Raw genomic sequence first — 21,308 nt, forward strand, 5'->3', positions numbered from 1 at the left:
GCGATGCAGTTCGACCGGAACGGCAACCGTGTCTGGCGCAAGGCACAAGCCCTGCTCGACTCCGAGCACGCCCGCCGGGCCGTCGGCGAGGTCCAGGTCCCCTACGGACTCTGCACCGAGCCCACCAACGTCCAGGCCGGCGGGCACGACTGCCCCGTCCGCTTCCGCTGCGTCGGCTGCGATCACTTCCGCACCGACGTCTCCTACCTCCCCGACCTGGAGGCATACCTCGCCGATCTCCTCCGCGGCCGCGAACGCCTCGCCGCCTTCGCCGCCGATTCATGGGCCAAGGCCGAGGCCATGCCCTCCGACGAGGAGATCACCCGGGTCCGCCGCCTGGTCAAACGCGTCCGCGAAGACCTCGAGGACCTCACCGAGGAGGACCGCATCCAGATCAAGGAAGCCGTCGCCACGGTCCGCCGCACCCGCCGCGTCGTCTCACTCGGCTTGCCCCGCATCAGGCCGCCCCAGGACCTCCGCCCCGAAAGGCCCGCAGGATGACCAACCCCATGATCGAGGGCAAGCGCGCCGACTCGGCCCGCCGCCGCGAACGCGTCCTGAAAGCCATCGACGCCGCCGCCAAGAACGGTGGGGACATCACCGTCTCCGGCCTCGCCAGAGCCGCCCGGGTTGACCGCACCTTCCTCTATCGCCACCCCGACCTGCTCGAACGCGTCCATGCCGCCGCCAACACCCCTGTTGAGGAGGGCCGAACAGCAGCGGTCAGTCGGACTTCGCTGCAAACCGACCTCACAAACGCACTCGAACGCAATAAGCGTTTCGCGGCGCGGGTCCGGCAGCTGGAGAGCCGCCTGTCTTCCCAGCTCGGCGATGCCATCTGGGCCGAATCCGGTCTTGGCGCACCCGTCGACATCGACCACCTCCAGCGTCGCATCGCTCTCCTCGAGCAGGAGGTCGCCGCCAAGCAAGGCGAACTCGACGAGCGGACCGAGGAGCTGGAAGCTGCTCGAGCGGCCAATCGGGAGTTGACCCGGGCCCTGAACCACCGGCCTTGATCACGACTGGCCACGGTCCGTTCTGATCGCTCAGGTCACCCACGCCGGTTCTCGGCGGCCAAAGGCCGCCGAGAACCGCTCACGGGACAGTCTCTAGGGGCGGCGGGCCAGCAGGTGGGCATCGAGGAAGCCTCGCTCGGAGGCCGGGTCGTGGACCAGCCGAGCGAACGGGACGAGCCCGGCACCCGCCAGCAGCTCGGCAAACCGGTCCACCGGCCAGCTATAGGCGGGCGTCACCTTGTGGTCGAAGCGAACCGGCTCCGACCCGTCAGTCGCGAAGAACGAGACCAGGAGCAGGCCCCCTGGCGCCAGGACACGCACCTGCTCGGCGATCAGCGCGGGCAGTTCCCCGGGCGGGGTATGAATCATCGAGTAGTGGGCCAGCAAGCCACCGAGCGAGCCGTCCTCGACCGGCAGCGCCTCCATCTTCGCCTCATCGAACCGCAGCGCCGGATGGGCCCGGCGGGCGTGGTCGACCATGACCGGGGAGAGGTCGAGCCCGAAAGCGTCCAGTCCAAGGTCGTGCAGCATGGCCGTCAGATGTCCCGGCCCGCACCCGACGTCAGCTGCCCGCAAGTTCCCGTTCTCACGCACCAGTTCGGCGAAAGTGCCGATCATGCTCCGCGAGAACGGCTGCGTCTCCAACCGATTGGCAAACAACGATGCATACAGCTCGACGACCCCGTCATAGGCCGCCCTGGTCTCGTCCTGGTATCCCACGGGAGAGAAGCTAACACCGGCACACAACTGGCTGCCTGTCACACGGTCACGAACCGGCCCTAGCACCACAGGTGTTGTGATGCATAAACTCACCTACTAGGTCGCTGAGCAGCATCAACGTGAGACAGAACCCACGGCAACAGCATCGACCCCCAGAGAATCGACGTCCTCCTTGTCGGCCTGGACCATCGGGTACTGGCCGCCTGGCGTCGGCTGCACCGGCAGCCGGTCCAAGAGCGTCGCGTTGGAGAGGATCACCCCGCACGGGTGCATGGCGATGCCCCGCGGCAGCTTGTCCAGGCCTTCGGCCAGTTCCCACAGCGGCCCGAACGAGCTGGCTTCCGCCGCGAGCTGCTTCAGTTCCGGCAGCGTCGCGAGGGCGTCGCGGATGTCGCAGGCGCGGATGTGGGGGAACGACTTCGCGATCCGGTCGACCACCTGTTGCGCGATGCCCATGGCGAGGCCGGTGTCCCTGAGGGCGTGGCGGGCGCGGTAGGTCTCGGGCATGCCCGTCACGGCGACCCTGGCGGGGCCGAAGCGTTCGATGATCCGGTCGTAGACCTCCAGGCGGCGCGCGGACTTCACATCGACATCGATGTCCGGCAACGATGACCTCCGCTCCGACAGGAAGCGCTCGAACAGCAGGTCGTGGTCCAGAGGGTTGGCCGTCGCCACGAACAACGCATGATTGACCATCGAACCGGCACCCGACCCGCGGGCCGCGACGCGGATACCCATCGCGCGGACATCCGCGACGACCTGGGCGACCGCCAGGAAGTACGCCTCGTACTCCAGCTTCCCGATGACGCCGAGTTCGTAATCCAACTGCTCGACCCGGACGCCGAGCTGGTCGGCGAGGCCGACGGTTCGGGCGGCCAGCCGCAGCGAGCCCGGCCCCGTTCCGGGCACACCCCAGCACACCGTCTCCAGCCGGAGGTTCGCGCCGGCCACCTCCCGCCACGGCGCGATCAGCCGCTCGGCGAGGTCGGGCCGCCCCGCCGACAGGGCGCGCACTGGCTCCGAGACCGGCCCCAGCAGGACCAGCAGATCCTCGTCCGCGTACCGCCGCAGCGTCTCCCAGGACACCACCGGCGGTGCTTCCGCCGCATCGGCGTGCGCCGCGGACACCAGTCGGCACAGCCGCGCCCATCCCGCGGCGTTCCGAGCCAGCAGGGTGATCCGCAGCGGCGGCTCCACCACGTGCGCGCCTCCGCGTGCCGGGGTGCGGGGCCGGGGCGTGGAGCCGGGGCGGGCGGGGGTGTGGGGGGCGACTGCGACGTCAACGCCGAAGACGGGGCGGATGCCGGTAGAGGTGGCCGCCTTGGCGAAGCGGACGGCGCCGGACACGGTGTCGCGGTCGGTCAGGGCGAGCGTTTGGATCCCGCGCTCGGCGGCCCTGCGGACCAGGTCGTGAGGGTGGGAGGCGCCGTAGCGTGCCGAGTAGCCGCTCGCCACACGTGAGTCGAAGACTCGACGGGCCACGCGCGCGACCGCGGGAGAATGAAGATGCTGGCTTCTGGCCTGCGCAGGCAGGATCGCTCCATGTCGACCGACGTCAGCGGAATGATCGAATGCCGGCCAGGGGCCCGCCTGTGGGGCCCTGACGACGAGGACTCCGTGTGGGAGGTCGGCATCGATCTCTTCCTCCTCAACAGGGGCAACGCCTACGACGGCCTGGCCTGTCTCTTCGGGATCCGCAACTCCTTCGGCTTCCGTCCCCTGGCGGAGGGTCGTGGCTTCCCGGACGACGCCTCGGCTAGGCTGCGAGGTGAGTTCGCCGGCTACGGCGGCCCTCATGATGTGCACGGGACCACGTGGCTGACCTGGGCCGAGCTGGACACCACGGACTGGCAAGAAACCGACGCCTCAGGCACACGAACCCGCGCCTCAGCCGCAGGGATCGACACCGACTGGGGCCGGGTCTGGAGCGTCATGCGCATCCTCAGCGAAGTCCATGAGGCCGAGAACGTACGCCTTGTCGTCTGGTTCCACTGACGCATGGCTGAGTACCTGGTTGGCCCCGAGGCGGCCGGCCTGGCCTGGAAGGTTGAGCCCTCAGACGTCCGTGTGATCATGGAGGCGTTGCATTCCTTCGCCCGCGAGGTGATCTTTTGACGAAGGTGGCACTGCGTCCTTACGCACTGTTGCCTCGGCAGTACGACGAGCGGAAGGTACTGGCCTCCACGATCGATCCGTGGGGCAGGGCTCTCTGGCTCATCTGCCCTGACACCCGTTTTGCCTACCGGTGGGCGGGCCGGGACGTCCCGACGCCTGCGGTACTACCCTTCGACGCCCTCGTCGTCATCAGCGACCGGGGTGAGGTTCGGGAACGGACCCTACACGGAGTGGCCGTGGCCCCGGACGCCTTCGACGCCCTCCCGGGTGGCGGGTTCGTGGTCTCAGGCACCGGAGGGCCGAACGCACGGTGCGGCCAGATTTTCGGCCGCGATGGCCGCTCCCGGCGCCGGTTCTCGCTGGGAACGCACGTCAAGCACCTGGTCGCGGACCGCAGGGCCGGCTTCTGGACCGGGTACGCCGACGAGGGGATCTACAGCGGTGATCGCGTCAGCGCGGGCGGGCTGGTCCGCTGGGACGATAGGGGCAACGCCGAATGGGTCCTGCACCCCCCGGAGCCCTACAACCACGTGGCGGAGGTCAGCACCATCAACGTCTCCGACTCTGCGGTCCACGCCACGTACTGGCCCGGCGCACCACTCGCCCAAACGGGGCGCAGCGGGACACTCCGCATCCGCGCCCTTCCTGTCTCGGACCCGTTCGGCCTCGCGATCCGCGGGGACCGGCTGCTCCTGCTCGGAGGGAGCGAGCAGGGCATCGCCACCACTACCCGGGTGAACGCCCTCCACCACATCCGGCTGACGGACGACGGGGCTGTGGTTGTGGGCCGCGATGACCTGGCCTTCCCGAACGGCGACCCCGTCAGGCGTTACGCCCGCCCAGTCTGCCGGGGTCCGCACATCTTCCTGCGTACTCTCCGCACGCTCCGGCAGTGGTGGGTGCTGACCTCGCCATAGTCCTCGGCAAGGGGTGGTATAGACCTGGCACCACGACGACACTGGGCGCCGAAGGAGTACGGAGGCTTGAGTGCCGCAGTTGGCCTCCGAGCGTTCTTGTTGGCCCCGTTGCGCGTCGCGCTTGGCCCCACGCCCGGGTCAGCCCGGTGGGTAGGCCCGGCGGGACGCGAAGAGGCCCCCTCTACCCTGGCCCAATGATGGATGCGGATGCGCGTGACTTCCGGGTCGGCGACGTGTGGTCGGTCGCCTGTCCCTTCACGCCGGCCCGAGTTGAGCAGGGCGTGACGTGGGACAACGTGTCCGTGCGCTGGCCCTGGTGGGAAATCGACAGCGACAGCGACTTCTCCCACTGGAACGGCGTCGTTGCCCTGGGCGTGGACACTGGCGAGTACGTCGCGCCTGAAGTGCAGGCGGAACTGTTCCGAACCGAACCGCCGCCCCACCATCTGAAAGCAGGAGACATCTGCCGGGTGGGAGTGCCGCCGACCGTGGTGCACGTGACGGCCGTCGATCACCACGACCCGCCCCTTGAGACGGGCTGGCTCCCACGCCCGCGACGGACGGTGACGGTGCTGCGCCGCGGCCTGTCCTACCGCGAGTTTCCGGACGGGAGCCATCTCGACGGATCGGGGTACACCATTCACCCCGACGACGGGATCCCCTTCGACTTTGCACTGTTGATGCGGCCGTACGCCCACCTCGGCCTGGGCGACGAGGTCGCCGACGCCACTGGCCGGGCATGGCGGTTCGACGGGCCCTGGGAGTGGACGCCCTTCGATGGGCAACAAGTCGGCACGGGACCCGGGTGGCCACTCGTCCTGCTCACCCGCGCAGGAGCAACATGCTCCATTGAGCAAGCCGAGGCAGCGGCCGCGAGCACGGCGAACGGTTCGCACCAGGAGACGGTCCGAGACTGGATGTCACTCACGGGGGCCTCCCCGACGCCCTGACCGGCGGCGTCGCCTCCGCCGTCGACTTCCTGAGTACGGACTTGGCCCCTGAGCGCTCTGGTTGGCCTGGCTGAGCATTTTGGGTGCCCCGCAGCGCAGGGCAGTGAGACAAGTCCGGTGGCACCCGCGTCCGGTCGGGAAAACAAAGGAGTTGGGCCCGGCCGGCTCAACCTCGCGGTGCCGCTCCGTACGCAACGTGACCCGCCACCGCCTGTACCCGGCACCTCGTCGGGGTGGCTCCTCGCGTTACTCCGCGGGCGTGATCCGCCAGGTGCCGTGTTGTACGTCGAGCGTCGCGGTGAGGTCGGCCCGCTCCGGGAACGAGACGCCCAGCCGCCACGGGCCTGGCAGGGTAGCCAGCCTGATAGTGACCAGATCCGTGGTGACGTTGCCCAGGGCTCCGATCCAGTGGGGTGCGGTGGCGATCAGCTGCTCGGGCAGCCAGAGCCCGGGCTCGGGAACGCGTGAGAAGGGCTCCTCGACGAGTTCGGCGAGGGCGGAGCCGGCCAGCAGGGTCAGCAGCCGCGCCAGGACCGCGGCAGGCAGAGCGGGGTCAGGGGTCTCCAACATCACGTAGCAGTCATCGTGGCCCGAGAACCAGACCCGGGAGTCTCCCAGGCGACTCAGGAGCGGCTCATCAATGCCGGTCGTGCCGAGCACGAGGGCAAGCTCGTCGAGCTGCTCCGGGGTCACGTCGGCGGACACGTCGATCAGCGTCAGCTCGTACGGCGACCAGGTGCCGTCGAGGAGACGGGGCAGGAGGTCGCGGTCCATCACCACGAACTCCTCCGCGAGTCCGTTCGTGCCTGACGCCCAGGATCCGAGGGAGTGGACCGTGCACGGCACGCCCAGCTCGGCCGCGATCAGCGAGGGCCGCAGAGGATGCCAGTCCTCATCCAGATAGGAGTTGGTCTCCAGCGACACCACCGCCACCGCGTCGTTCGCCACGGACACGAGCAGGTCGACCAACTCGGCCGCCTGGGCCGCACCCGCGCTCACCCGCCACAGCCCCTCGGCCTCGCGAACGCTGAAGCTCAATGGGAACGGCTGGCGCTCCATGCCGACACTGTTCACGCTGAACGCGCCCTGCTGCCTGACCTCGATCACTGCCCCACCCCGAGAACCCGCCGGACGCCACTGCCCAGCCCGCACGCATCAATTATCGCCGGTCAGCGGCGCGGGCCTGCCACGGCCGACCACCCCTGGACGTGGGCGTGGTCCAGGGATCACGCCCACGCGTAGTTCACGTCTTGCACGTACCGTTCCCAGGAACCGGCGCGGGTGGTCTGCTTCGCTCAGTGCTGGCGGGTGCCTGGATTCGACCGACGAGGGCCGAGGCCTGTTCCGGGTGCTCCTCCAGCCACGTCCCGAGGCGTTCCTGGACTGCTTGTCCCACGCAGGTCCGTACCGGTGGGTTGCCCAACACGCCGTGGGCGGAGCCCTCGAACTCGGGATGGTCCAGCTTCACCGACACCACGGCTGTCAGGCCCTCGCCGACCCGATCGGCGTCAAGCCCTGGGTCCGTTTCTGTCAGCAGCAGCCACTCACGCGCGTACGCATTGACCGCGGCCACCACCCCGTCGCGGAAACCCAGCTCGTGCGTGCCTCCGATGGTGGGCCGGCTGTTGGCGAAGCTACGGAGCCGCTCCTCATGGGAGCCGCACCAACGAAAGGCCACCTCCACCGTTCCCGCCATCCGCGGGTCCTCAAGCTCGAACGCGATGGTCCCCGTGAGGACGGGCGCCGCTGTCTCGGTGTCGAGGAAGGCGACGAAGTCCCGGGCCCCGCCCGGGAACCGGAACCGGGCCGACCGGGACTCGCCTGGCTGGCGCCGGTCGATGAGCGAGATGTCCAAGGCCCGGTTCAGAAAGGCCAGCTCCCGGAAGCGCTCCGCCAGCGCGTCGAACGAGAACTCTGCGATTTCGAAGATGTCGGTGTCGGGCCAGAAGGCGATGGTTGTCCCGCTGCCGGTTGCTGTTCCCGCCTCACTGAGCTCGGTGACGGCCACGCCGCGCGCGTACTCCTGGACCCAGCGGATATCCTCGCGCCGCACCTCGGCCGTCATCCGCCGCGACAGGGCGTTGACGACGAAGGGCCCCACACCGCAGAAGCCGAGCGTCACGTCGTGGCGGCCGCCGGGTCCCGCTGCTGCTTGCATACGGGTCAGCAGGGCTTCGAGTCCGGGACCACCAGTGCCTCCCGCCTCGCCGATGGGTATTCCTGGCCCGTCGTCGGTGACACGCACGCCGCCATCGGGCGTGAGAGTGACCTCGACGGAGCCGGCACGGCCTGCCAGCAGCTCGTTCACCGCCCGGTCGGCGACCTCAAACACCATGTTGTGCAGCCCGCGCTCACCCGACGAGCCGATATACATCCCGGGCCGCTTCCGGACGACCTTCCACCCCTCCAGTACCTGGATGTGACTGGCGTCGTATCCGGTGGTTTCCTCACTCACGATGTCCCCTCCCACTGGTGCCCCGCAGAACATCCCAGCCTAGGCGAATCCATGGAAAACACCAGGTCGGAGCCATTTCGTCGAGAGTTTGGCCAGGCGACTGAGCGCCCGGAGGTGGCTGGCCCGGGGGTTGCGAACTGTGCCCAGAGCCCCACCGACAGGTCGCCTGGGCTGCGTACGCCCCATCCTCATCGGCCGCGAAGTCCCCGGTTTCGCTACATCTCATGCTCACGCGGAACGCCCGTCCGCCTGCTTCACCGCCGATTTGATCAGGTCAGTCTGGCGGTGCTGAGCCGAAGCTCAGTTGTTGTCACCTGCAGAGCCGGTTGAGCTGATGAATAAGACCGGTCGAAGCAGCCTGGTTGTCACCAATGAGGCACGCGACTTGTCACAAACGCTCATTCAGCAGCCTTTCTGTCACCAGTAGCGAGACCGATAGCCCGTGACTGTCTGGGACGGTTCCATAAGGCCATGGCGGGGAGACGCGCTGGGCTGGAGACCAAGTGCTCTGGGACCAGGCTTCCCCAAAGCCCCGCCACGCTGCTTGCGGATCATGAGCCGTAACCTGCGGCCGGGCGATGGGCTGAGAGACAGTGATCTGCTTCGGCGGTCTGTCCGCACTCGGAAGGAACCACATCTCAGGTCCAGGTGGGCACGTGTCCCCCGGTGTAGCGGGCGCCGAAGCCGCCGTGAGGCAGGATTTCGTCGATGGTCTTGAGGTCGGTGTCGGTGAGGGTGAGGTCGGCGGCGCCGGTGTTTTCCTCGATGCGCTTTGGGCTGCGGGTGCCGGGGATGGGCACGATGTGCTCGCCCCGGGTCAGAAGCCAGGCCAGTGCGAGCTGGGAGACGGTGGCGCCCCTGGCCGCCGCGAGTTCGGCGAGCCGGTCGACGGCTTCGACGTTCTTGTCGAAGTTGCCCGGCTGCCAGCGCGGGTCGACGGTGCGTATGTCGCTGCCTTCGTACTGGCCGGCGGGCTTGGCGGTGCCGGTGATGAACCCGCGGCCGAGGGGGGAGTAGGCGACGAAGCCGATGCCGAGTTCGTCCAGGGTGGGGAAGAGCTGCTCGACGCCCCGTTCGAACAGGGAGTACTCGGTCTGCAGGACGGAGACCGGCTGCACGGCGTGCGCCTTGCGGATCGTCTCGGGTCCGGCCTCGCTGAGGCCGAAGTACTTCACCTTGCCCGCGTCGATCAGTTCTTTGACGGTGCCCGCGACCTCCTCGATGGGCACTTCGGGGTCGACGCGGTGCTGGTAGAAGACGTCGAGGTGATCCACGCCGAGGTAGCGCAGGCTGTTGTCGGCGACCTTGCGGATGTTGTCGGGCCGGCTGTTGAGAGGGCCGCCGATCTGCTCCGGGGGCACGGACATGTCGACGCCGAACTTGGTGGCCAGGACCACGTCGTCGCGGAAGTCCTTGACTGCCTTGCCGACGAGGATCTCGTTGGATCCGGTGCCCCAGCCGTACATCTCGGCGGTGTCGAAGAAGGTGACGCCCAGGTCGTGGGCGCGGCGGAGGGCGGCGACGCCGGCCTCCGCGTCGGTGGGTCCATAAGCCATGGTCAGGCCCATCGCGCCGTAGCCGATCGCCGAGACCTCAAGGCCTTGGCTTCCCAGTGTCCGGTGCTGCATGACGCACTCCTCTGAAAGAAATCTGGAAGGTAGATTTCTGGCGACCCGTTGGGTCAGTGCGCTGCGGCGGTCAGTCCGGTGCGGTGGATGCGGGTGTGCTCGGCGACGCGCCGGCCGAGGTGGCGGGCGGTGTTCAGGTCCGCGTCGTGGACCGCGGGGGTGTCGTTGAAGCTCTGCGCGCCGGCACCGAGGTAGAAGCCGAGGCGGTTGTCGTCCTGGGGGCTGGAGGTGGTGGTGTTCCAGCCCGGCAGAAGGTTCAGGCTCACCCAGAGCATTCCGTGCTGGGCCGCCAGGAGCGAGAGGTACTGCAGGGTGTGCAGCTTGTCGCCGCTCATGGAGCCGGAGTTGGTGAATCCCGCCGCGAGCTTGTCGCTCCAGGCGCGGGCCATCCACCGCTTGCTGCTGGCCTCGGCGAAGGCGTGGAACGCCCCGGACGCGGTGCCCATGTAGGTGGGGGTGCCGAAGATGATTGCGTCCGCGGCGTCCATCAGTTCCCAGTCGGCGTCGCTGAGGGAGGCGACGTCCACGCGGTGGACGTACGTCCCGGCGATGGAGCGCGCGCCGTCCGCGACGGCAGTGGCAATCTGCGCGGTGTGGCCGTAGCCGGAATGCGACGCGATGACGATCGAGATGTCGGACATGGGTGTTCCTCTCCTGCCGCGATGGCGGCGCGTTCGGTGATGCGGGCGGACGACGAAGTGCCGGCTGCGGTGGTCGGCCGCACGGCTCCACGAGTGAGGGCCGACGGCACCGGCCGGGGTGCGGCGCATGCCCAGATGTCGCAGGTCGGCGCCGAACACCATCAGCTTGGATCGCTGTTTCGGTTACAACCGTAGCATCGATAAGGCACTGATTCGCAAACTGCGATATCGTTGTTCCATGAACGAGGGACGACGCGCCGCGCGGCGCCAGGTGCTGCAGGTGGCCGCCAAGCTTTTGGAAGAGGGCGGCAGCGAGGCGGTCTCCACCCGCGCTGTCGCCGCCGCCGCGGGCATCACGGCCCCCGCGCTGTACCGGATGTTCGACGACAAGGACGGACTCCTGGCCGAGCTGGCCGCCTACGGGTTCGAGATGTACCTGGCCGAGAAACGCGAAACGCTGGCGCTGACCCCCGACGACCCGGTGGCCGACATCTACCGCGGCTGGGACCTGCACGTCGACTTCGGAGTGCGGCACCCCGCGTTCTACATGCTCATGTACGGCACAGTGCAGCCCGGGCGGCGGCCCCCGGCCGCGGACGAGGCACACGCCCTGCTGGTCACACTGCTGGGCCGGGCGGCCGAGGCCGGACGCCTTCGGGTTCCGGTGCAGCAGGCGACCCGCGTCATCCACGCCGCGACAACGGGCGCCACACTGGCACTGATCGGCGAAGAGCCCTCGGAGCGGGACCTGACCACGTCCGCACGGCTGCGGGACACCGTCATCGCCTCCCTCACCACGGACCCGCCCGCCTCATCCGGGTCCGACCTGGCCTCGCGCGCACTCGCCCTCGACGCCGCACTGGAAACCGCGCTCACCACCAAACCCGCGGCTGCCGACGCGGGGTTGACTCTGCGAGACACCGAGACGGCGCTGCTCCGCGAATGGCTTCAGCAGTTGGCAGGCTGAACCGGGCCGCCTCGGTGGGCGTTCAGTCACGGAGGTCGGCTGCAAGGCCCTCCAGCAGTTGGCTGCCCTTCACCACGAGCCAGATCATCCAGCCGTACGCACCTCACGTGTCCCGTCGCACTGCAGTTGTCCGTTGATCTTGCTCTGAGCTGCCGGTTTGCCAGGGTGGTCGCGAACGCCTCTCCTCGCGTTCTCAGCGAAGCTGGCTTCTGCGGAACATCCAGAGGCAGTGACCATCGACGGCTAGGCAGAGGGTGATGCCGAGGAGGAGCAAAATCCTTTGGTGCCTATGACGGAGTGGACCATGGTGTGGTGATGAGCACTGAATTGGAACCGGTTGAGTACGAGGACCGCTGGATCCTTAACCTCCGAGGCCTGAGTGTCGTCAAGATCAGCATCGACTTTCGGCTGACCCTCGTCCTGGACGCAGGGTGGGAAGTCGTGCTGGAAGCACCAGCTCGGCTCTCGACAGGGCCACTCCACACCAGTCCTGGCCTGCCTCTGACGCCTGAGTCCCAGGACGTGGCTGCGGCTCTTCCTCTGTTCGGGGCGAAGGTCCTGTCCGCGGTTGTGTTCAAGTCCGGGGTCCTGCGGATGGTGTTCGACAGCGGCATGCATCTGACGTGTTCGACCGACGCATCGTTCGAAGCCTGGCAGGTCACAGAACCACGAGGATGGCGTTTCATCTCGTTGCCCGGCGGAGACCTTGCCGTTTGGTCCCGCTCTGGAACAAGTGAGAATCGTGCTGCGACGGGACATCACGGCCTACGTCGCCATAAGGGCTTGCAGTCCGGCCGGTGACAACAAGCCTGCCTATGTGACAACTATCGCGCTTCGGCTCAGGTGCGTACGCTCTCCCCGGCCAGTTACTGAGCACCTACTTGGCCAGAGGGGCCAAGTACAGCGCTCAGTCACAACGATCAGAAGCCGTCACCTGGAGAGAGAAGACATCGGTTGGAGGAGGTGGTGATCATGGCCCGTCCCGTATGGGCCGGAAACCTGTCATTCGGCCTGGTCAGCCTGCCCGTGAGCCTGTACACGGCCACCGACAGCCACACGATCCACTTCCATCAGCTACAGCGCGGCACCTCCGACCGAATCCGCAACCGGCGAGTCAACGAACGCACCGGCAATGAGGTCCAGCTCGACGACATCGTTAAGGGCTACGACACCGGCGACGAGTACGTGCTGGTCGAACCGAAGGAGCTGGACGAGATCGCCCCCGGACGCTCTCGCTCATTGGAGATAGCCGGGTTCGTCGACCTGACGGAGGTGGACCCGATCTTCTTCGACAAGACGTATTACCTGGGCCCGCGCGTTTCCGAGTACGGGAAGGTCTACAGCCTGCTGGAGCAGGCTCTGGCGAAGGCCGGCAAGGCGGGCGTCGCGACGTTCGTGATGCGCCAGCACGAGTACCTGGTCGCCCTCAAGGCCGAGAACGGGCTCCTGACCCTGCACACGCTCCACTGGGCGAACGAGATCCGGGACCCGAGGAAGGAGATCGACAACCTCCCCGGCAAGACCAAGGCTTCCGAGAAGGAGCTGCGGATGGCCGAGTAGCTCATCGAGACCCTGAGCATGACCTGGGACCCCGACGAGTTCCACGACACCTTCCAGGAGAAGGTCGCCGCCCTCATCGACGCCAAGAAGACCGGCGACACCGTCGAGAAGGCCGACGAGCCCGCGCAGCCCACCGGCGCTGTCGACCTCATGGAAGCCCTGCGCGCCAGTCTCGAACGCGCCGGCAGCTCCAAGGCCACCGGCGGGAAAGCCACCGCGTCCGGCAAGACCGCGGCCGCGAAGAAGCCGGCGGCCAAGAAGAGGATCAGCTCGACGTCCAAGGAGGACCTAAGCAGCCTGTCGAAGGCCGACCTCTACAAGAAGGCCGCCGCCGCCAACCTCCCCGGCCGCTCCAACATGACCCGCGAAGACCTGGTGAAGGCCCTTTCCCGCACATGACCCCAACAGCCAGCCCGCGAACGGAGGCCACGCGATGACGCTGCGGCCACCGGTGGAACCGATGCTGGCGCAAGCCGCAGAAACGATTCCTCCCACAGGCATGCTGCGGGAGGTGGCCTACGAGCAGAAGTTCGACGGCCACCGCGGCCTGCTGTTCACCCCGCCCGCCCCCGGCGAGCAGGTGCTGGTCCAGACAAGACGGGGCTCGCTCATCCAGGACCGCTTCCCCGACCTCGTCGCGGCCGCCATTGAGCAACTCCCCCACGGCCTGGTCCTGGACGGTGAGCTCCTCGTCTGGGACCCCGAGGAAGGACGGCTGTCCTTCGAGGCGCTTCAGCGCCGGGCCGCTGCCCGCGCCTGCGGCGCCAGCGCCCTGGCGACTCGAACCCCTGCCTATTTCATCGTCTTCGACCTTCTCCAAGCCGACGGCGCCGAGCTGCTGACCCTGCCGTATCGGGAGCGTCGTCGAAGGTTGGAGGTGCTGTTCGCCGCGCGCGTCCTGAGCGCACCGTGGGCGCTGTGCCCGATGAGCACCGACCTCGCGAAAGCCCGCGAGTGGCTGGAGTCCTGGACGGACGTCTCCGGCGTCGAAGGCATCCTGATCAAGAGCATGAGCCAGCGCTACCTGCCCAACCACCGTGGCTGGACGAAGATCCGCCGTCGGGACACCACCGAAGCGATCATCGGCGGCATCACCGGCACCCTCAACCGCCCTCAACTCCTCATCCTCGGCCGCCACGACGACACCGGCCGACTGCGCACCGTCGGCCGCACCACACCCCTGCGCCCGGACCAGGCGCGGCAGGTCGCCGAACGCCTGACGGCAGCCTCACCCGGGCATCCGTGGACCGGTGCACGGTTCTCGGCGGCATGAGGGTCCCGCGACGACCTGGACGTCGTTCTGGTCGACCCGGGCCTGGTGGCGGAGATCAGCGCCGACACCGCCGTCGACCACGACGGCGTCCACCGGCATCCCCTACGGTTTCGCCGCCTCCGCCTGGACGTGACGGCCCAGGAAGCACCCCTCTTTGGGACAGGCCCCCACCGAGCAGCGGGATGAGCTGTTCAAAGCACCTTCTGGCTGACCGAGCCCGAACTCGAGAAGATCGTCCACCGCTTCGAGTTCATCCCCGATGCCCGTGAAGCATTCGACCGGTATCGAGCCCTGAGCGCCCCGAGGGACCCCTCCAGGTAGCGCGCCAGCGCCTTCGACGACTGTTTCCAGTCGCCACGGACGCCCCCGCTTCCCCAATCCTGACGGTACCGCCCGACCGCGCGCTTGACCCAGTTTCTCCGGACCCGCACTCGCCAACCCCGCTACCTGCGGTCTTCGCTACCGGCGCGCAGAAACGGCGTGGCCGACACGCCCGCACTTGGCTACTCTGGCGCTCCCGGGAGCTGAAGGAGGCGCAGGACGGTGGAGCGCAAGACACCCCAGGAGAAGAAGCGCCTGAGCTACGTCAAAGATCATCGGAACAACTACGGCGAGAACGACAAGAGCTCACGCAAGAACATCCGTCGAAACAAGGGGTTCCCCAACAGTGCCAACCGGCGTCACGCACAGACCGCGCTGACGGCGCTCCTAGGCTCACCCGACGATGTCCGGGCCGACGCTGTTGAGGAGCGCATGAACGGCCGGCGCCCGAAGCGCTGGCAGAAGTTCCCCGACGCACCGCTGGGTGCCATCGTCGACGGCGCCCTCCAGCGCCGCGTGAGAATGGGTACCGCCGGGGCAGAAAGTGCTGCTGCCCGCTTGCGCCGTGTCCGCAGTCGATTCGACTGGATGGCCCCCTCCGACAACCCGCTTCTGCCGCCCATCATGGTGCGCAGAGTCCGCTCATCGCTTCCCGAAGACGATGAAACGGGCTGTGCATGACGCTGGCTTCGAAGGGCCACGGCTCATCACGGTCGACGGTGCGCCTCAAACGTCGTTTCACTTCGTGAGTCGTCGGTAGGTGGTGAGGCTGGTGGCGATGGCTGTGAAGGCGAGAAAGTGAATCGGTTGCCGGCTCGGCTCACCGCTTCACCTTCTGGCGACAACCCGATCCAACCGGCGGGCTGCGCGATGTGGTGGTTCGCGGCCTGCGAGTCGTCCAGGGCGGCGGACCAGGCGGCCGCGACCAGCCCGGCCTCCACCGTCAGGGCCTCCGTCCGGCGCCGGTAGCCGCACACCTCGCACAACCCGGCCGCCTGCTCCCGGCCGCAGTCCTCACACGGCAGGACCCGCAGCGCGGCCGCCGCGACCTGACGCTCGGCCTCGGCCAGAGCCGCCGCGTCCGCGCGGGCTCGACTCAAGGCCGGCGTCCTCGGGGCTTGAGGAACATCCATGTCAGATCGTGCGCTAAGCCTTCTCGGTGTTGATTGGCGCTTTGGCCTGGGGTGATCGCCTGTCAGAGCCTTCGTGGGTCGCTGTTGTCGATCTTCGGAGAGTTGTTGTGGCGGTCGAGTTTCTGTCGGGTGAGCAGGCTGGGTACGGGGTGTTTGTCGGGGCGCCGTCCCGTGCCGAGTTGGAGCGGTACTTCTTCCTGGACGACGCGGACCGGGAGGCGGTGCAGACCAAGCGGCGTGCGCACAATCGGCTCGGGTACGCGGTTCAGCTCACGAGCGTGCGCTACTTGGGCCGGTTCCTGCCGGACCCGCGGCATCTGGACCCGGTTTCACTTCGCGCCAGTCGGGCGGTCGCGGCCCCGGACCAGCGTTCCGACGTTCCGGTGTTCCGGTGCGCTCAGCGGGCGGTCAGCGAGTAGGCCGGCAACGGCGTGTTACCGCGCTCCTTCGCCAGGTACCGAAGCACATCCGCCTGGCTCAGTACCAGGTCCCGTACCGTCTTCGGCAGCTCGGCCATCCGGTCGACGTTGTCGAGCAGTGCCGCGCAGGCATCCACCTCCCAGTCGCCGTCCTGTAGGGCGGTTGTGTCCACGACCTGTCCCGGGGCGGGGTGCCAACCTGTCTCCGGGAGGACCCGGAGCAGGCTTTCCTGCGAGAACGGCGTGCGCACGTTGCCGTCGCCCCGAGACCCGCTCGCCTCTATCTGGCCCTGGATCAGGACGGCCAGAAGGTGGGGCAGCTGGTCGGCCGAGCGGGGTGCGAGGTCCCACTCGGCGAAGCACAGGTTCCGGGCCCAGCGGCGAACCCGGGCGAGGGTCTCCCGCAGCGGGTCCAGGGAGGCGAAGTACCAGGAGCAGTGGGCGAGGACCACATGGTCGAACCCGCTGTCCGGGAAGGTGACCGCCTTGTCGAGTACGTCCAGGCCGAAGCGGAAGTCGATGCGGGAGCCCAGCGGCGTCGCTTTGAGGTGCTTCGCCGACTGCCCCAGGGTGACCGGGGCGCCGTACGACGGATCCGCAATGTCGACGGCGACCACCCGGCCCTGTGGGCCGACGGCCTCGGCAAGGACGGCCGTCATGTCGCCCTGTCCGCAGCCGACCTCCAGTACCGACGCTCCGGCCGGGATGTCCCAGCTGGAGACGAGTGCGGCCCGGTAGCGGGTCTGGGACAGCTGGATGCCGGGGCTCATGGCGCCGGCGGCCATGGAGGCCGCTATCGAGGGTGCCTTCGCCATCAGATCGGTCTTGTTCACAGGATCCTCCGTCGTGCTCATTCGGGTGCTGTGCGTATCGAGGCCGCGGTTTTGCAGGGCATCACGGTCTTCTACACCCTCGCCCCCGCCGACGGCAGCACGTCATCGACCACGCAGGAAGCCATGGTCCAGTACTCCCGTCGACAGCCCGACGGCACCGTCTGCGGTCCGGACAGCTGAGCCGCGTCGGGCACGTCCTCGTGCCCGCGAGCGAAGAAGCCCCCGAACCCCCGTTTCGCAGGTGGGTCGGCGCCGGAACGGCGCGCTCGTACCCGTACGTCCGGGTTTCCTCCTCCAGGCGGGGAACGATCTGCCGCCGGCCACCTCCAGAAGTAGGCCCTGGACTTTTGGCGGCGGCATTCGACGCACCAGGAAGTCCAGCAGGTGGCTCGCGAGGTAGCCCAGGCGCTCGTCCCGCAGCTCCTTCAGCGGGATTGATTGACTTCTTGGCTAACGCTGATAGCTTTTAGCTAATGCCAATAGCCGACAGCCGTCGGACCTGCTGGCCACATGGAGGTAGTCGTGACCGAGTTCCTGAACGTCAGTGGTGGGACCATCGCCTACGAGGTGAGCGGCGTGGCCGGGCCGCTGGTGGTGGTTGCCCACGGCATGGGCGACAGCCGCGAGGCCTACCGGTTCTTCACCCCCGCCCTGGTGGAAGCGGGGTACCGGGTCGCCGCGGTGGACCTGCGCGGCCACGGTGAGTCCAGCGTCGGGTGGGCGTCCTACACCCGCACCGACCTGGCGGGCGACCTGATCGCCCTGGTGAAGCACCTCGGTGGGCCGGCGGTGCTCGTCGGCCACTCCATTGCCGGCGGTGCGGTCACGATCGCCGCGGCCAAGGCCCCGGAGCTCATCACCGCGGTGGTCGAACTCGCGCCCTTCACCCGCAAGCAGCAGGTCCGGCTCGGTGACCTGCGGGTGGCCGGCTACCGCCGGGGCGCGACCCATCTCATGGGCACCACCATCCTCGGCAGCACCCGGCAGTGGGCCAAGTACCTGGACGTCGCATATCCCGGCTCCAAGCCCGCGGACTTCGACACGCGCATGGGGCAGATCACCGCGATGCTGGAGGAGCCCGGCCGGATGAAGATCCTGCAGGCGATGGGCAAGATCTCCCCTGCCGATGCCGGTGAGCAACTGGGCAACGTCACCTGCCCGGTCCTCATCGTGCAGGGCACCCTTGACCCCGACTGGGCCTCGCCGCAGGCCGAGGGCGAGGCGATCGTCGCCGACCTGCCGTCCGGTCTGGGCCGGCTGGAGATGATCGAGGGGGCTGGTCACTACCCGCACGTCCAGTTCCCCCGGCAGACCCTCACCGCGGTCCTGACCTTCCTGGCCGGCATCGATGCCTAGGGCAGGCCTGGACGCGGCCACGATCGCCGCCGCCGCAGCCGAACTCGCCGACGCGATCGGCTTCGGCGAGCTGACCATGAGCCGGCTGGCCGAGCGGCTCGGGGTGCGCGCCCCGTCGCTCTACAAGCACATCGCCAGCCAGGACGACCTCCACCGGCGCATCGCGGCGCTCGCCTTCGACGAGGCCGCCGACGCGATCGGCGCGGCCGTCCAGGGCCGCGCGGGGCGCGACGCCCTGGCCGCCGCCGCCGGTGCGCTCCGCGACTTCGTACTCGCCCACCCCGGCCGCTACGCGGCCACCCTCGGCCTCACGCCGACCGGCCCCGACGACCCGATCATGCTCGCCTCCAGACGAGGGATCGGACCCTTCGAAGCGGTACTGCGGGGATACGACATCGACCCACAGGAGATGACCCACGCGCTGCGGGCGGTGCGCAGCGTCTTCCACGGCTTCGCCAACCTGCAGGCATCCGGCGGATTCCAGTGGTCCACCGACGTGGGCGAGAGCTTCGAATATCTCATCGACCTCGTCGACCGTGGCCTTCGCTCCGCCGCGGTCACACACCCCGCCGCAGTCGCAGACCCCGCCGCGGTCGCAGACCCCACCGATCATCACCGGTAGACCACTCGCTCGCCGGACCGCCAGCCCCTCCTGCCCGCAACCCGTCAGAAGTGGAAACCGTCATGGACGCAGTGCTCACCGCCGTCATTGACATCGACGCCACCCCGGAAGAGGTGTGGAACGTCCTCACCGACTTCGCCACCTACGGCGAGTGGAGCAACTTCTCCGCAGCCGAGGGAACCGCTTAACTGGGAAGCACGCCCCGGCGCCGACGGACCGTCAGTCGCCCACCTGGCACGATCTGGCCTTAGCGCACGATCTGGCATGGATGTTCCTCAGGCCCCTCCTCGCGCCAGCGCTCCTCGAGAACCCGGCGGCGTTCACGCTCGTCCAGGCCGGGCAGCGTACGACGCGCTCGTCGTCCTGGTCGGGGAGGAACGCGTGGGCGCATAACGCTGCTTCGCCCTTGCCAAGGCGGCCCGTTGTCACGGGCGACGGTGTCGGGTGGCTCTGAAGAGGCTTCGCCGGCCGTGTCACGGAACCGGCCCTCGGCATCGGACGCGCCGGGCACGTGGAACGGCCAGCCGCGCTTGGTGGCCGGCGCTGGACATGGGTGTGTGCCGGGCGGCTGGCGCACTGCCCGGCACACGCTCACTGCGGGTTCGCTACTGCCCGTTCACAGGCAGCGGGCCGTGGCCTGGTTAGCGGCGGCGGCCCCAGGACTCGGTGTCGACGGTGCGGTTGCGGTCGTCGCGCAGGGTGGCGGTGTCGGAGCGGTTGTCCCAGACGTGGTCGCGCTTGCCCTGGAAGAGGTCGGTGCGGGTGTCGCGGCCGGAGCCGGTGTGGATGCGGATGGTGGCGCGGCCGCCGATGCGGGTGTCGTTGAAGCGGTACCGGTTGCCGTCGGAGTCACGCAGCGTCCAGCCACGCAGGTTGACCGGCTGGCGGGTCGTGTTGCGGATCTCGACCCACTCGCCGTTCAGGGAACGGTTGGACCGGTCGTCCCGCCCGGGAGCGTCGGCCTGGACCCGGGAGATCTCCACCCGCGGGTGCCGGTCATGCCCCCGATCCGCCGCAGTGGCGGGGAGAGCGGCGGCGGAGACGATGGCGCCGGCGGCGAGGACGGTCGCGGCGACACGGCGGGCGGTCGACGAAGCAGACATCTGGTGGCCCCTCAAGAACTGTGCCTCACCCGCCGACACGAAACCCGTACCGGATGCGGATGCCCGGCCCGTCGGTGGGCCGAGGACCCAAACTCTCGACCCGACACACGGCCGACCACAGCCCCCGACGAGGCCGGTTACCCACCCCGGACAATCCCGTCACACACACCTGCGCACTACACGCAGCCCGCGTGAGCGTGGCCCTGACATTCACTGACCGCTACACCCACCCCCGGCGCGCGCGGCACAGTCGATCACCGTGCACCGGCGCACCACCGGGCGCACCGGTCCGCCCGTCACCCAACCGGAGCAGCAAGTTCCGTGACAGCTGTTCGGCACGATTCTTCGCACGCATGCACGGAAACCGTGCCGCCGAACGAATCCGTCTGCCCGTGCCGACTCGGCGGTGAGCCGGCCCAATACGCAGGGGTGCGCGGCTCGACCAGGGAGCGACCTCCGAAGCCGACAGGCCCTGAGCCGCGACCGGGAGGACGCCGGGCGACGTCGCGCCCGCGGTGACGGTCCACAGTGAAGACGTCGGGCAGTGGCCCGGCCACCCCACCGCGGGGACCGGGGACAGCCGAGCATCGAGCAGCGCAAGCGCCTGGCCGACCTCGACATCGACTGGGCGCGCCAATGGGAATATCAGTCCCTAAAGTCCCTGACAAAACAGGATGATTGATGACTAATTACTCGATATTCGACGGTCAGGGGGAGAGCGTCACCGCAGGTGTCCGGCACCCACACGAGGACCGGGCGCGACCCTCGGCGAGCGCCGGCCCCGGATCAGGGGGTGTCACCGCCCCAGATCCGCGGCCCGAACGGTCATCCTCGCGGGGGCCGTAGCCCGCCCGGCCACCCGGCCCGTACCTCCCCAACGGCGTGATCAACAGAGCGCCCGTGAAGATCTCTTCGGGCGGGCCCGTGGGGTCGATCGCGCGACGGGCTACCAGGGAAGGACGTCACGGCGCCCGATAGGCTCGCCTCACCCGCGCCGACGCGGTGTGCGCTACTCCAGACTCAGCGGGGCTCGCTCAAACAGGACCAGTTCCCCGATCTCGCTGCGGCCGCCCTCGAGCAGGTGCCAGTCGGGCAACTTCTGGGCGGTGAACTCCTGGTGTGGGACCCGGAGGCGGAACAGGTCAGCTTCTTTCCTTACGACACCGCCAAACCCGAGACAAGCGAAAAGATTTGAGGGCCCCGCAGACTCTTCCGCGGGGCCCTCAATCTTCCGTCAGGAAAGGCGAATCAGGAATCAGTCTAGTTCACGAGGCACGAG

Annotated in this window: 23 protein-coding genes and 2 pseudogenes; 16 read left to right on the top strand and 9 right to left on the bottom strand. The window is 68.4% G+C overall.

Going from position 1 to position 21,308, the window contains the following annotated elements:
- The first annotated feature begins 3 nt into the window (after nucleotides 1–3).
- Complete coding sequence (locus OHA84_RS01105) at nucleotides 4–501, top strand: hypothetical protein (RefSeq protein ID WP_266977131.1); 498 nt, start codon at nucleotides 4–6, stop codon at nucleotides 499–501.
- A gap of 8 nt (nucleotides 502–509) precedes the next feature.
- Complete coding sequence (locus tag OHA84_RS01110) at nucleotides 510–1,016, top strand: DUF6262 family protein (protein WP_233416276.1); 507 nt, start codon at nucleotides 510–512, stop codon at nucleotides 1,014–1,016.
- Between the two features lie 93 nt (nucleotides 1,017–1,109).
- Here the strand turns inward: OHA84_RS01110 and OHA84_RS01115 are convergent, their stop codons facing one another.
- Both OHA84_RS01115 and OHA84_RS01120 read right to left on the bottom strand, forming a co-directional pair.
- Nucleotides 1,110–1,736 carry a class I SAM-dependent methyltransferase gene (locus tag OHA84_RS01115; RefSeq protein WP_053676365.1) on the bottom strand — a complete coding sequence of 209 codons (627 nt, stop codon included), beginning with the start codon at nucleotides 1,734–1,736 and terminating at the stop codon, nucleotides 1,110–1,112.
- A 147-nt stretch (nucleotides 1,737–1,883) separates the two neighbouring features.
- Nucleotides 1,884–3,218 (bottom strand): annotated as a pseudogene (locus OHA84_RS01120) (PHP domain-containing protein); the annotation flags it as partial.
- A 60-nt stretch (nucleotides 3,219–3,278) separates the two neighbouring features.
- Here OHA84_RS01120 and OHA84_RS01125 point away from each other — a divergent pair.
- From OHA84_RS01125 to OHA84_RS01135, 3 genes are all read left to right on the top strand, one after another.
- On the top strand, nucleotides 3,279–3,731 hold the full coding sequence (locus OHA84_RS01125) for a hypothetical protein (protein ID WP_266977134.1): 453 nt from the start codon (nucleotides 3,279–3,281) through the stop codon (nucleotides 3,729–3,731).
- Nucleotides 3,732–3,847: 116 nt separating this feature from the next.
- Nucleotides 3,848–4,768: a hypothetical protein gene (locus OHA84_RS01130; protein ID WP_266977136.1), complete on the top strand. Its 921-nt coding sequence runs from the start codon at nucleotides 3,848–3,850 to the stop codon at nucleotides 4,766–4,768.
- A 194-nt stretch (nucleotides 4,769–4,962) separates the two neighbouring features.
- The gene (locus OHA84_RS01135; protein ID WP_266977138.1) at nucleotides 4,963–5,718 is read left to right on the top strand and encodes a hypothetical protein; all 756 of its coding nucleotides are present in this window, start codon (nucleotides 4,963–4,965) and stop codon (nucleotides 5,716–5,718) included.
- Between the two features lie 246 nt (nucleotides 5,719–5,964).
- Here OHA84_RS01135 and OHA84_RS01140 read toward each other — a convergent pair whose 3' ends face one another.
- The 4 genes from OHA84_RS01140 to OHA84_RS01155 all read right to left on the bottom strand — a co-directional run bounded on the left by OHA84_RS01140 (nucleotide 5,965) and on the right by OHA84_RS01155 (nucleotide 10,442).
- Nucleotides 5,965–6,825 (bottom strand): hypothetical protein, encoded by an 861-nt coding sequence (locus OHA84_RS01140; protein ID WP_053676522.1) that lies wholly within the window; start codon nucleotides 6,823–6,825, stop codon nucleotides 5,965–5,967.
- A gap of 136 nt (nucleotides 6,826–6,961) precedes the next feature.
- A complete protein-coding gene (locus OHA84_RS01145) occupies nucleotides 6,962–8,188 on the bottom strand; it encodes an ATP-binding protein (protein WP_371591289.1) in 1,227 nt (408 codons plus the stop codon).
- Nucleotides 8,189–8,811: 623 nt separating this feature from the next.
- On the bottom strand, nucleotides 8,812–9,801 hold the full coding sequence (locus tag OHA84_RS01150; protein ID WP_266977144.1) for an aldo/keto reductase: 990 nt from the start codon (nucleotides 9,799–9,801) through the stop codon (nucleotides 8,812–8,814).
- Between the two features lie 53 nt (nucleotides 9,802–9,854).
- Nucleotides 9,855–10,442, bottom strand: coding sequence for a flavodoxin family protein (locus OHA84_RS01155; RefSeq protein WP_266977146.1), 588 nt, complete (start codon nucleotides 10,440–10,442; stop codon nucleotides 9,855–9,857).
- Nucleotides 10,443–10,680: 238 nt separating this feature from the next.
- Here OHA84_RS01155 and OHA84_RS01160 point away from each other — a divergent pair, with 238 nt between their 5' ends.
- The 6 genes from OHA84_RS01160 (at nucleotide 10,681) to OHA84_RS01185 (ending at nucleotide 15,244) form a co-directional block, all read left to right on the top strand.
- Complete coding sequence (locus tag OHA84_RS01160; protein WP_266977148.1) at nucleotides 10,681–11,409, top strand: TetR/AcrR family transcriptional regulator; 729 nt, start codon at nucleotides 10,681–10,683, stop codon at nucleotides 11,407–11,409.
- 315 nt (nucleotides 11,410–11,724) lie between these two features.
- Complete coding sequence (locus OHA84_RS01165) at nucleotides 11,725–12,210, top strand: DUF6188 family protein (RefSeq protein ID WP_353962542.1); 486 nt, start codon at nucleotides 11,725–11,727, stop codon at nucleotides 12,208–12,210.
- A gap of 171 nt (nucleotides 12,211–12,381) precedes the next feature.
- Complete coding sequence (locus OHA84_RS01170) at nucleotides 12,382–12,969, top strand: Ku protein (protein ID WP_323182104.1); 588 nt, start codon at nucleotides 12,382–12,384, stop codon at nucleotides 12,967–12,969.
- An 18-nt stretch (nucleotides 12,970–12,987) separates the two neighbouring features.
- Nucleotides 12,988–13,368: a hypothetical protein gene (locus tag OHA84_RS01175; RefSeq protein WP_323182105.1), complete on the top strand. Its 381-nt coding sequence runs from the start codon at nucleotides 12,988–12,990 to the stop codon at nucleotides 13,366–13,368.
- A gap of 34 nt (nucleotides 13,369–13,402) precedes the next feature.
- Nucleotides 13,403–14,242: an ATP-dependent DNA ligase gene (locus OHA84_RS01180; RefSeq protein WP_323182106.1), complete on the top strand. Its 840-nt coding sequence runs from the start codon at nucleotides 13,403–13,405 to the stop codon at nucleotides 14,240–14,242.
- A gap of 543 nt (nucleotides 14,243–14,785) precedes the next feature.
- Nucleotides 14,786–15,244, top strand: a complete 459-nt coding sequence (locus OHA84_RS01185; RefSeq protein WP_266977150.1) for a hypothetical protein — start codon at nucleotides 14,786–14,788, stop codon at nucleotides 15,242–15,244.
- Between the two features lie 26 nt (nucleotides 15,245–15,270).
- Here OHA84_RS01185 and OHA84_RS01190 read toward each other — a convergent pair whose 3' ends face one another.
- On the bottom strand, nucleotides 15,271–15,663 hold the full coding sequence (locus OHA84_RS01190; RefSeq protein WP_266977152.1) for a hypothetical protein: 393 nt from the start codon (nucleotides 15,661–15,663) through the stop codon (nucleotides 15,271–15,273).
- A 140-nt stretch (nucleotides 15,664–15,803) separates the two neighbouring features.
- On the opposite strand from OHA84_RS01190, the pseudogene OHA84_RS01195 reads away from it, so the two are divergent.
- Nucleotides 15,804–16,007, top strand: a pseudogene (locus OHA84_RS01195) (DUF4158 domain-containing protein); the annotation flags it as partial.
- A gap of 86 nt (nucleotides 16,008–16,093) precedes the next feature.
- Here the strand turns inward: OHA84_RS01195 and OHA84_RS01200 are convergent.
- A complete protein-coding gene (locus OHA84_RS01200) occupies nucleotides 16,094–16,948 on the bottom strand; it encodes a class I SAM-dependent methyltransferase (protein WP_266977154.1) in 855 nt (284 codons plus the stop codon).
- Nucleotides 16,949–16,978: 30 nt separating this feature from the next.
- Here OHA84_RS01200 and OHA84_RS01205 point away from each other — a divergent pair, with 30 nt between their 5' ends.
- From OHA84_RS01205 to OHA84_RS01220, 4 genes are all read left to right on the top strand, one after another.
- Nucleotides 16,979–17,128, top strand: coding sequence for a hypothetical protein (locus tag OHA84_RS01205; RefSeq protein ID WP_266977156.1), 150 nt, complete (start codon nucleotides 16,979–16,981; stop codon nucleotides 17,126–17,128).
- A 342-nt stretch (nucleotides 17,129–17,470) separates the two neighbouring features.
- Nucleotides 17,471–18,304 (top strand): alpha/beta fold hydrolase, encoded by an 834-nt coding sequence (locus OHA84_RS01210; RefSeq protein WP_266977158.1) that lies wholly within the window; start codon nucleotides 17,471–17,473, stop codon nucleotides 18,302–18,304.
- Nucleotides 18,297–18,926 (top strand): TetR/AcrR family transcriptional regulator, encoded by a 630-nt coding sequence (locus tag OHA84_RS01215; RefSeq protein ID WP_371591290.1) that lies wholly within the window; start codon nucleotides 18,297–18,299, stop codon nucleotides 18,924–18,926. Before OHA84_RS01210 ends, OHA84_RS01215 begins: the two co-directional genes overlap by 8 nt.
- A 62-nt stretch (nucleotides 18,927–18,988) precedes the next feature.
- Nucleotides 18,989–19,114 carry an SRPBCC family protein gene (locus OHA84_RS01220; protein ID WP_266977160.1) on the top strand — a complete coding sequence of 42 codons (126 nt, stop codon included), beginning with the start codon at nucleotides 18,989–18,991 and terminating at the stop codon, nucleotides 19,112–19,114.
- Nucleotides 19,115–19,567: 453 nt separating this feature from the next.
- Here OHA84_RS01220 and OHA84_RS01225 read toward each other — a convergent pair whose 3' ends face one another.
- Nucleotides 19,568–20,029 carry a lamin tail domain-containing protein gene (locus tag OHA84_RS01225; protein WP_266977162.1) on the bottom strand — a complete coding sequence of 154 codons (462 nt, stop codon included), beginning with the start codon at nucleotides 20,027–20,029 and terminating at the stop codon, nucleotides 19,568–19,570.
- Nucleotides 20,030–21,308: the final 1,279 nt, after the last annotated feature.

Origin of the sequence: Streptomyces sp. NBC_00513, assembly GCF_041431415.1 — a bacterium.
GTDB lineage: Bacteria > Actinomycetota > Actinomycetes > Streptomycetales > Streptomycetaceae > Streptomyces.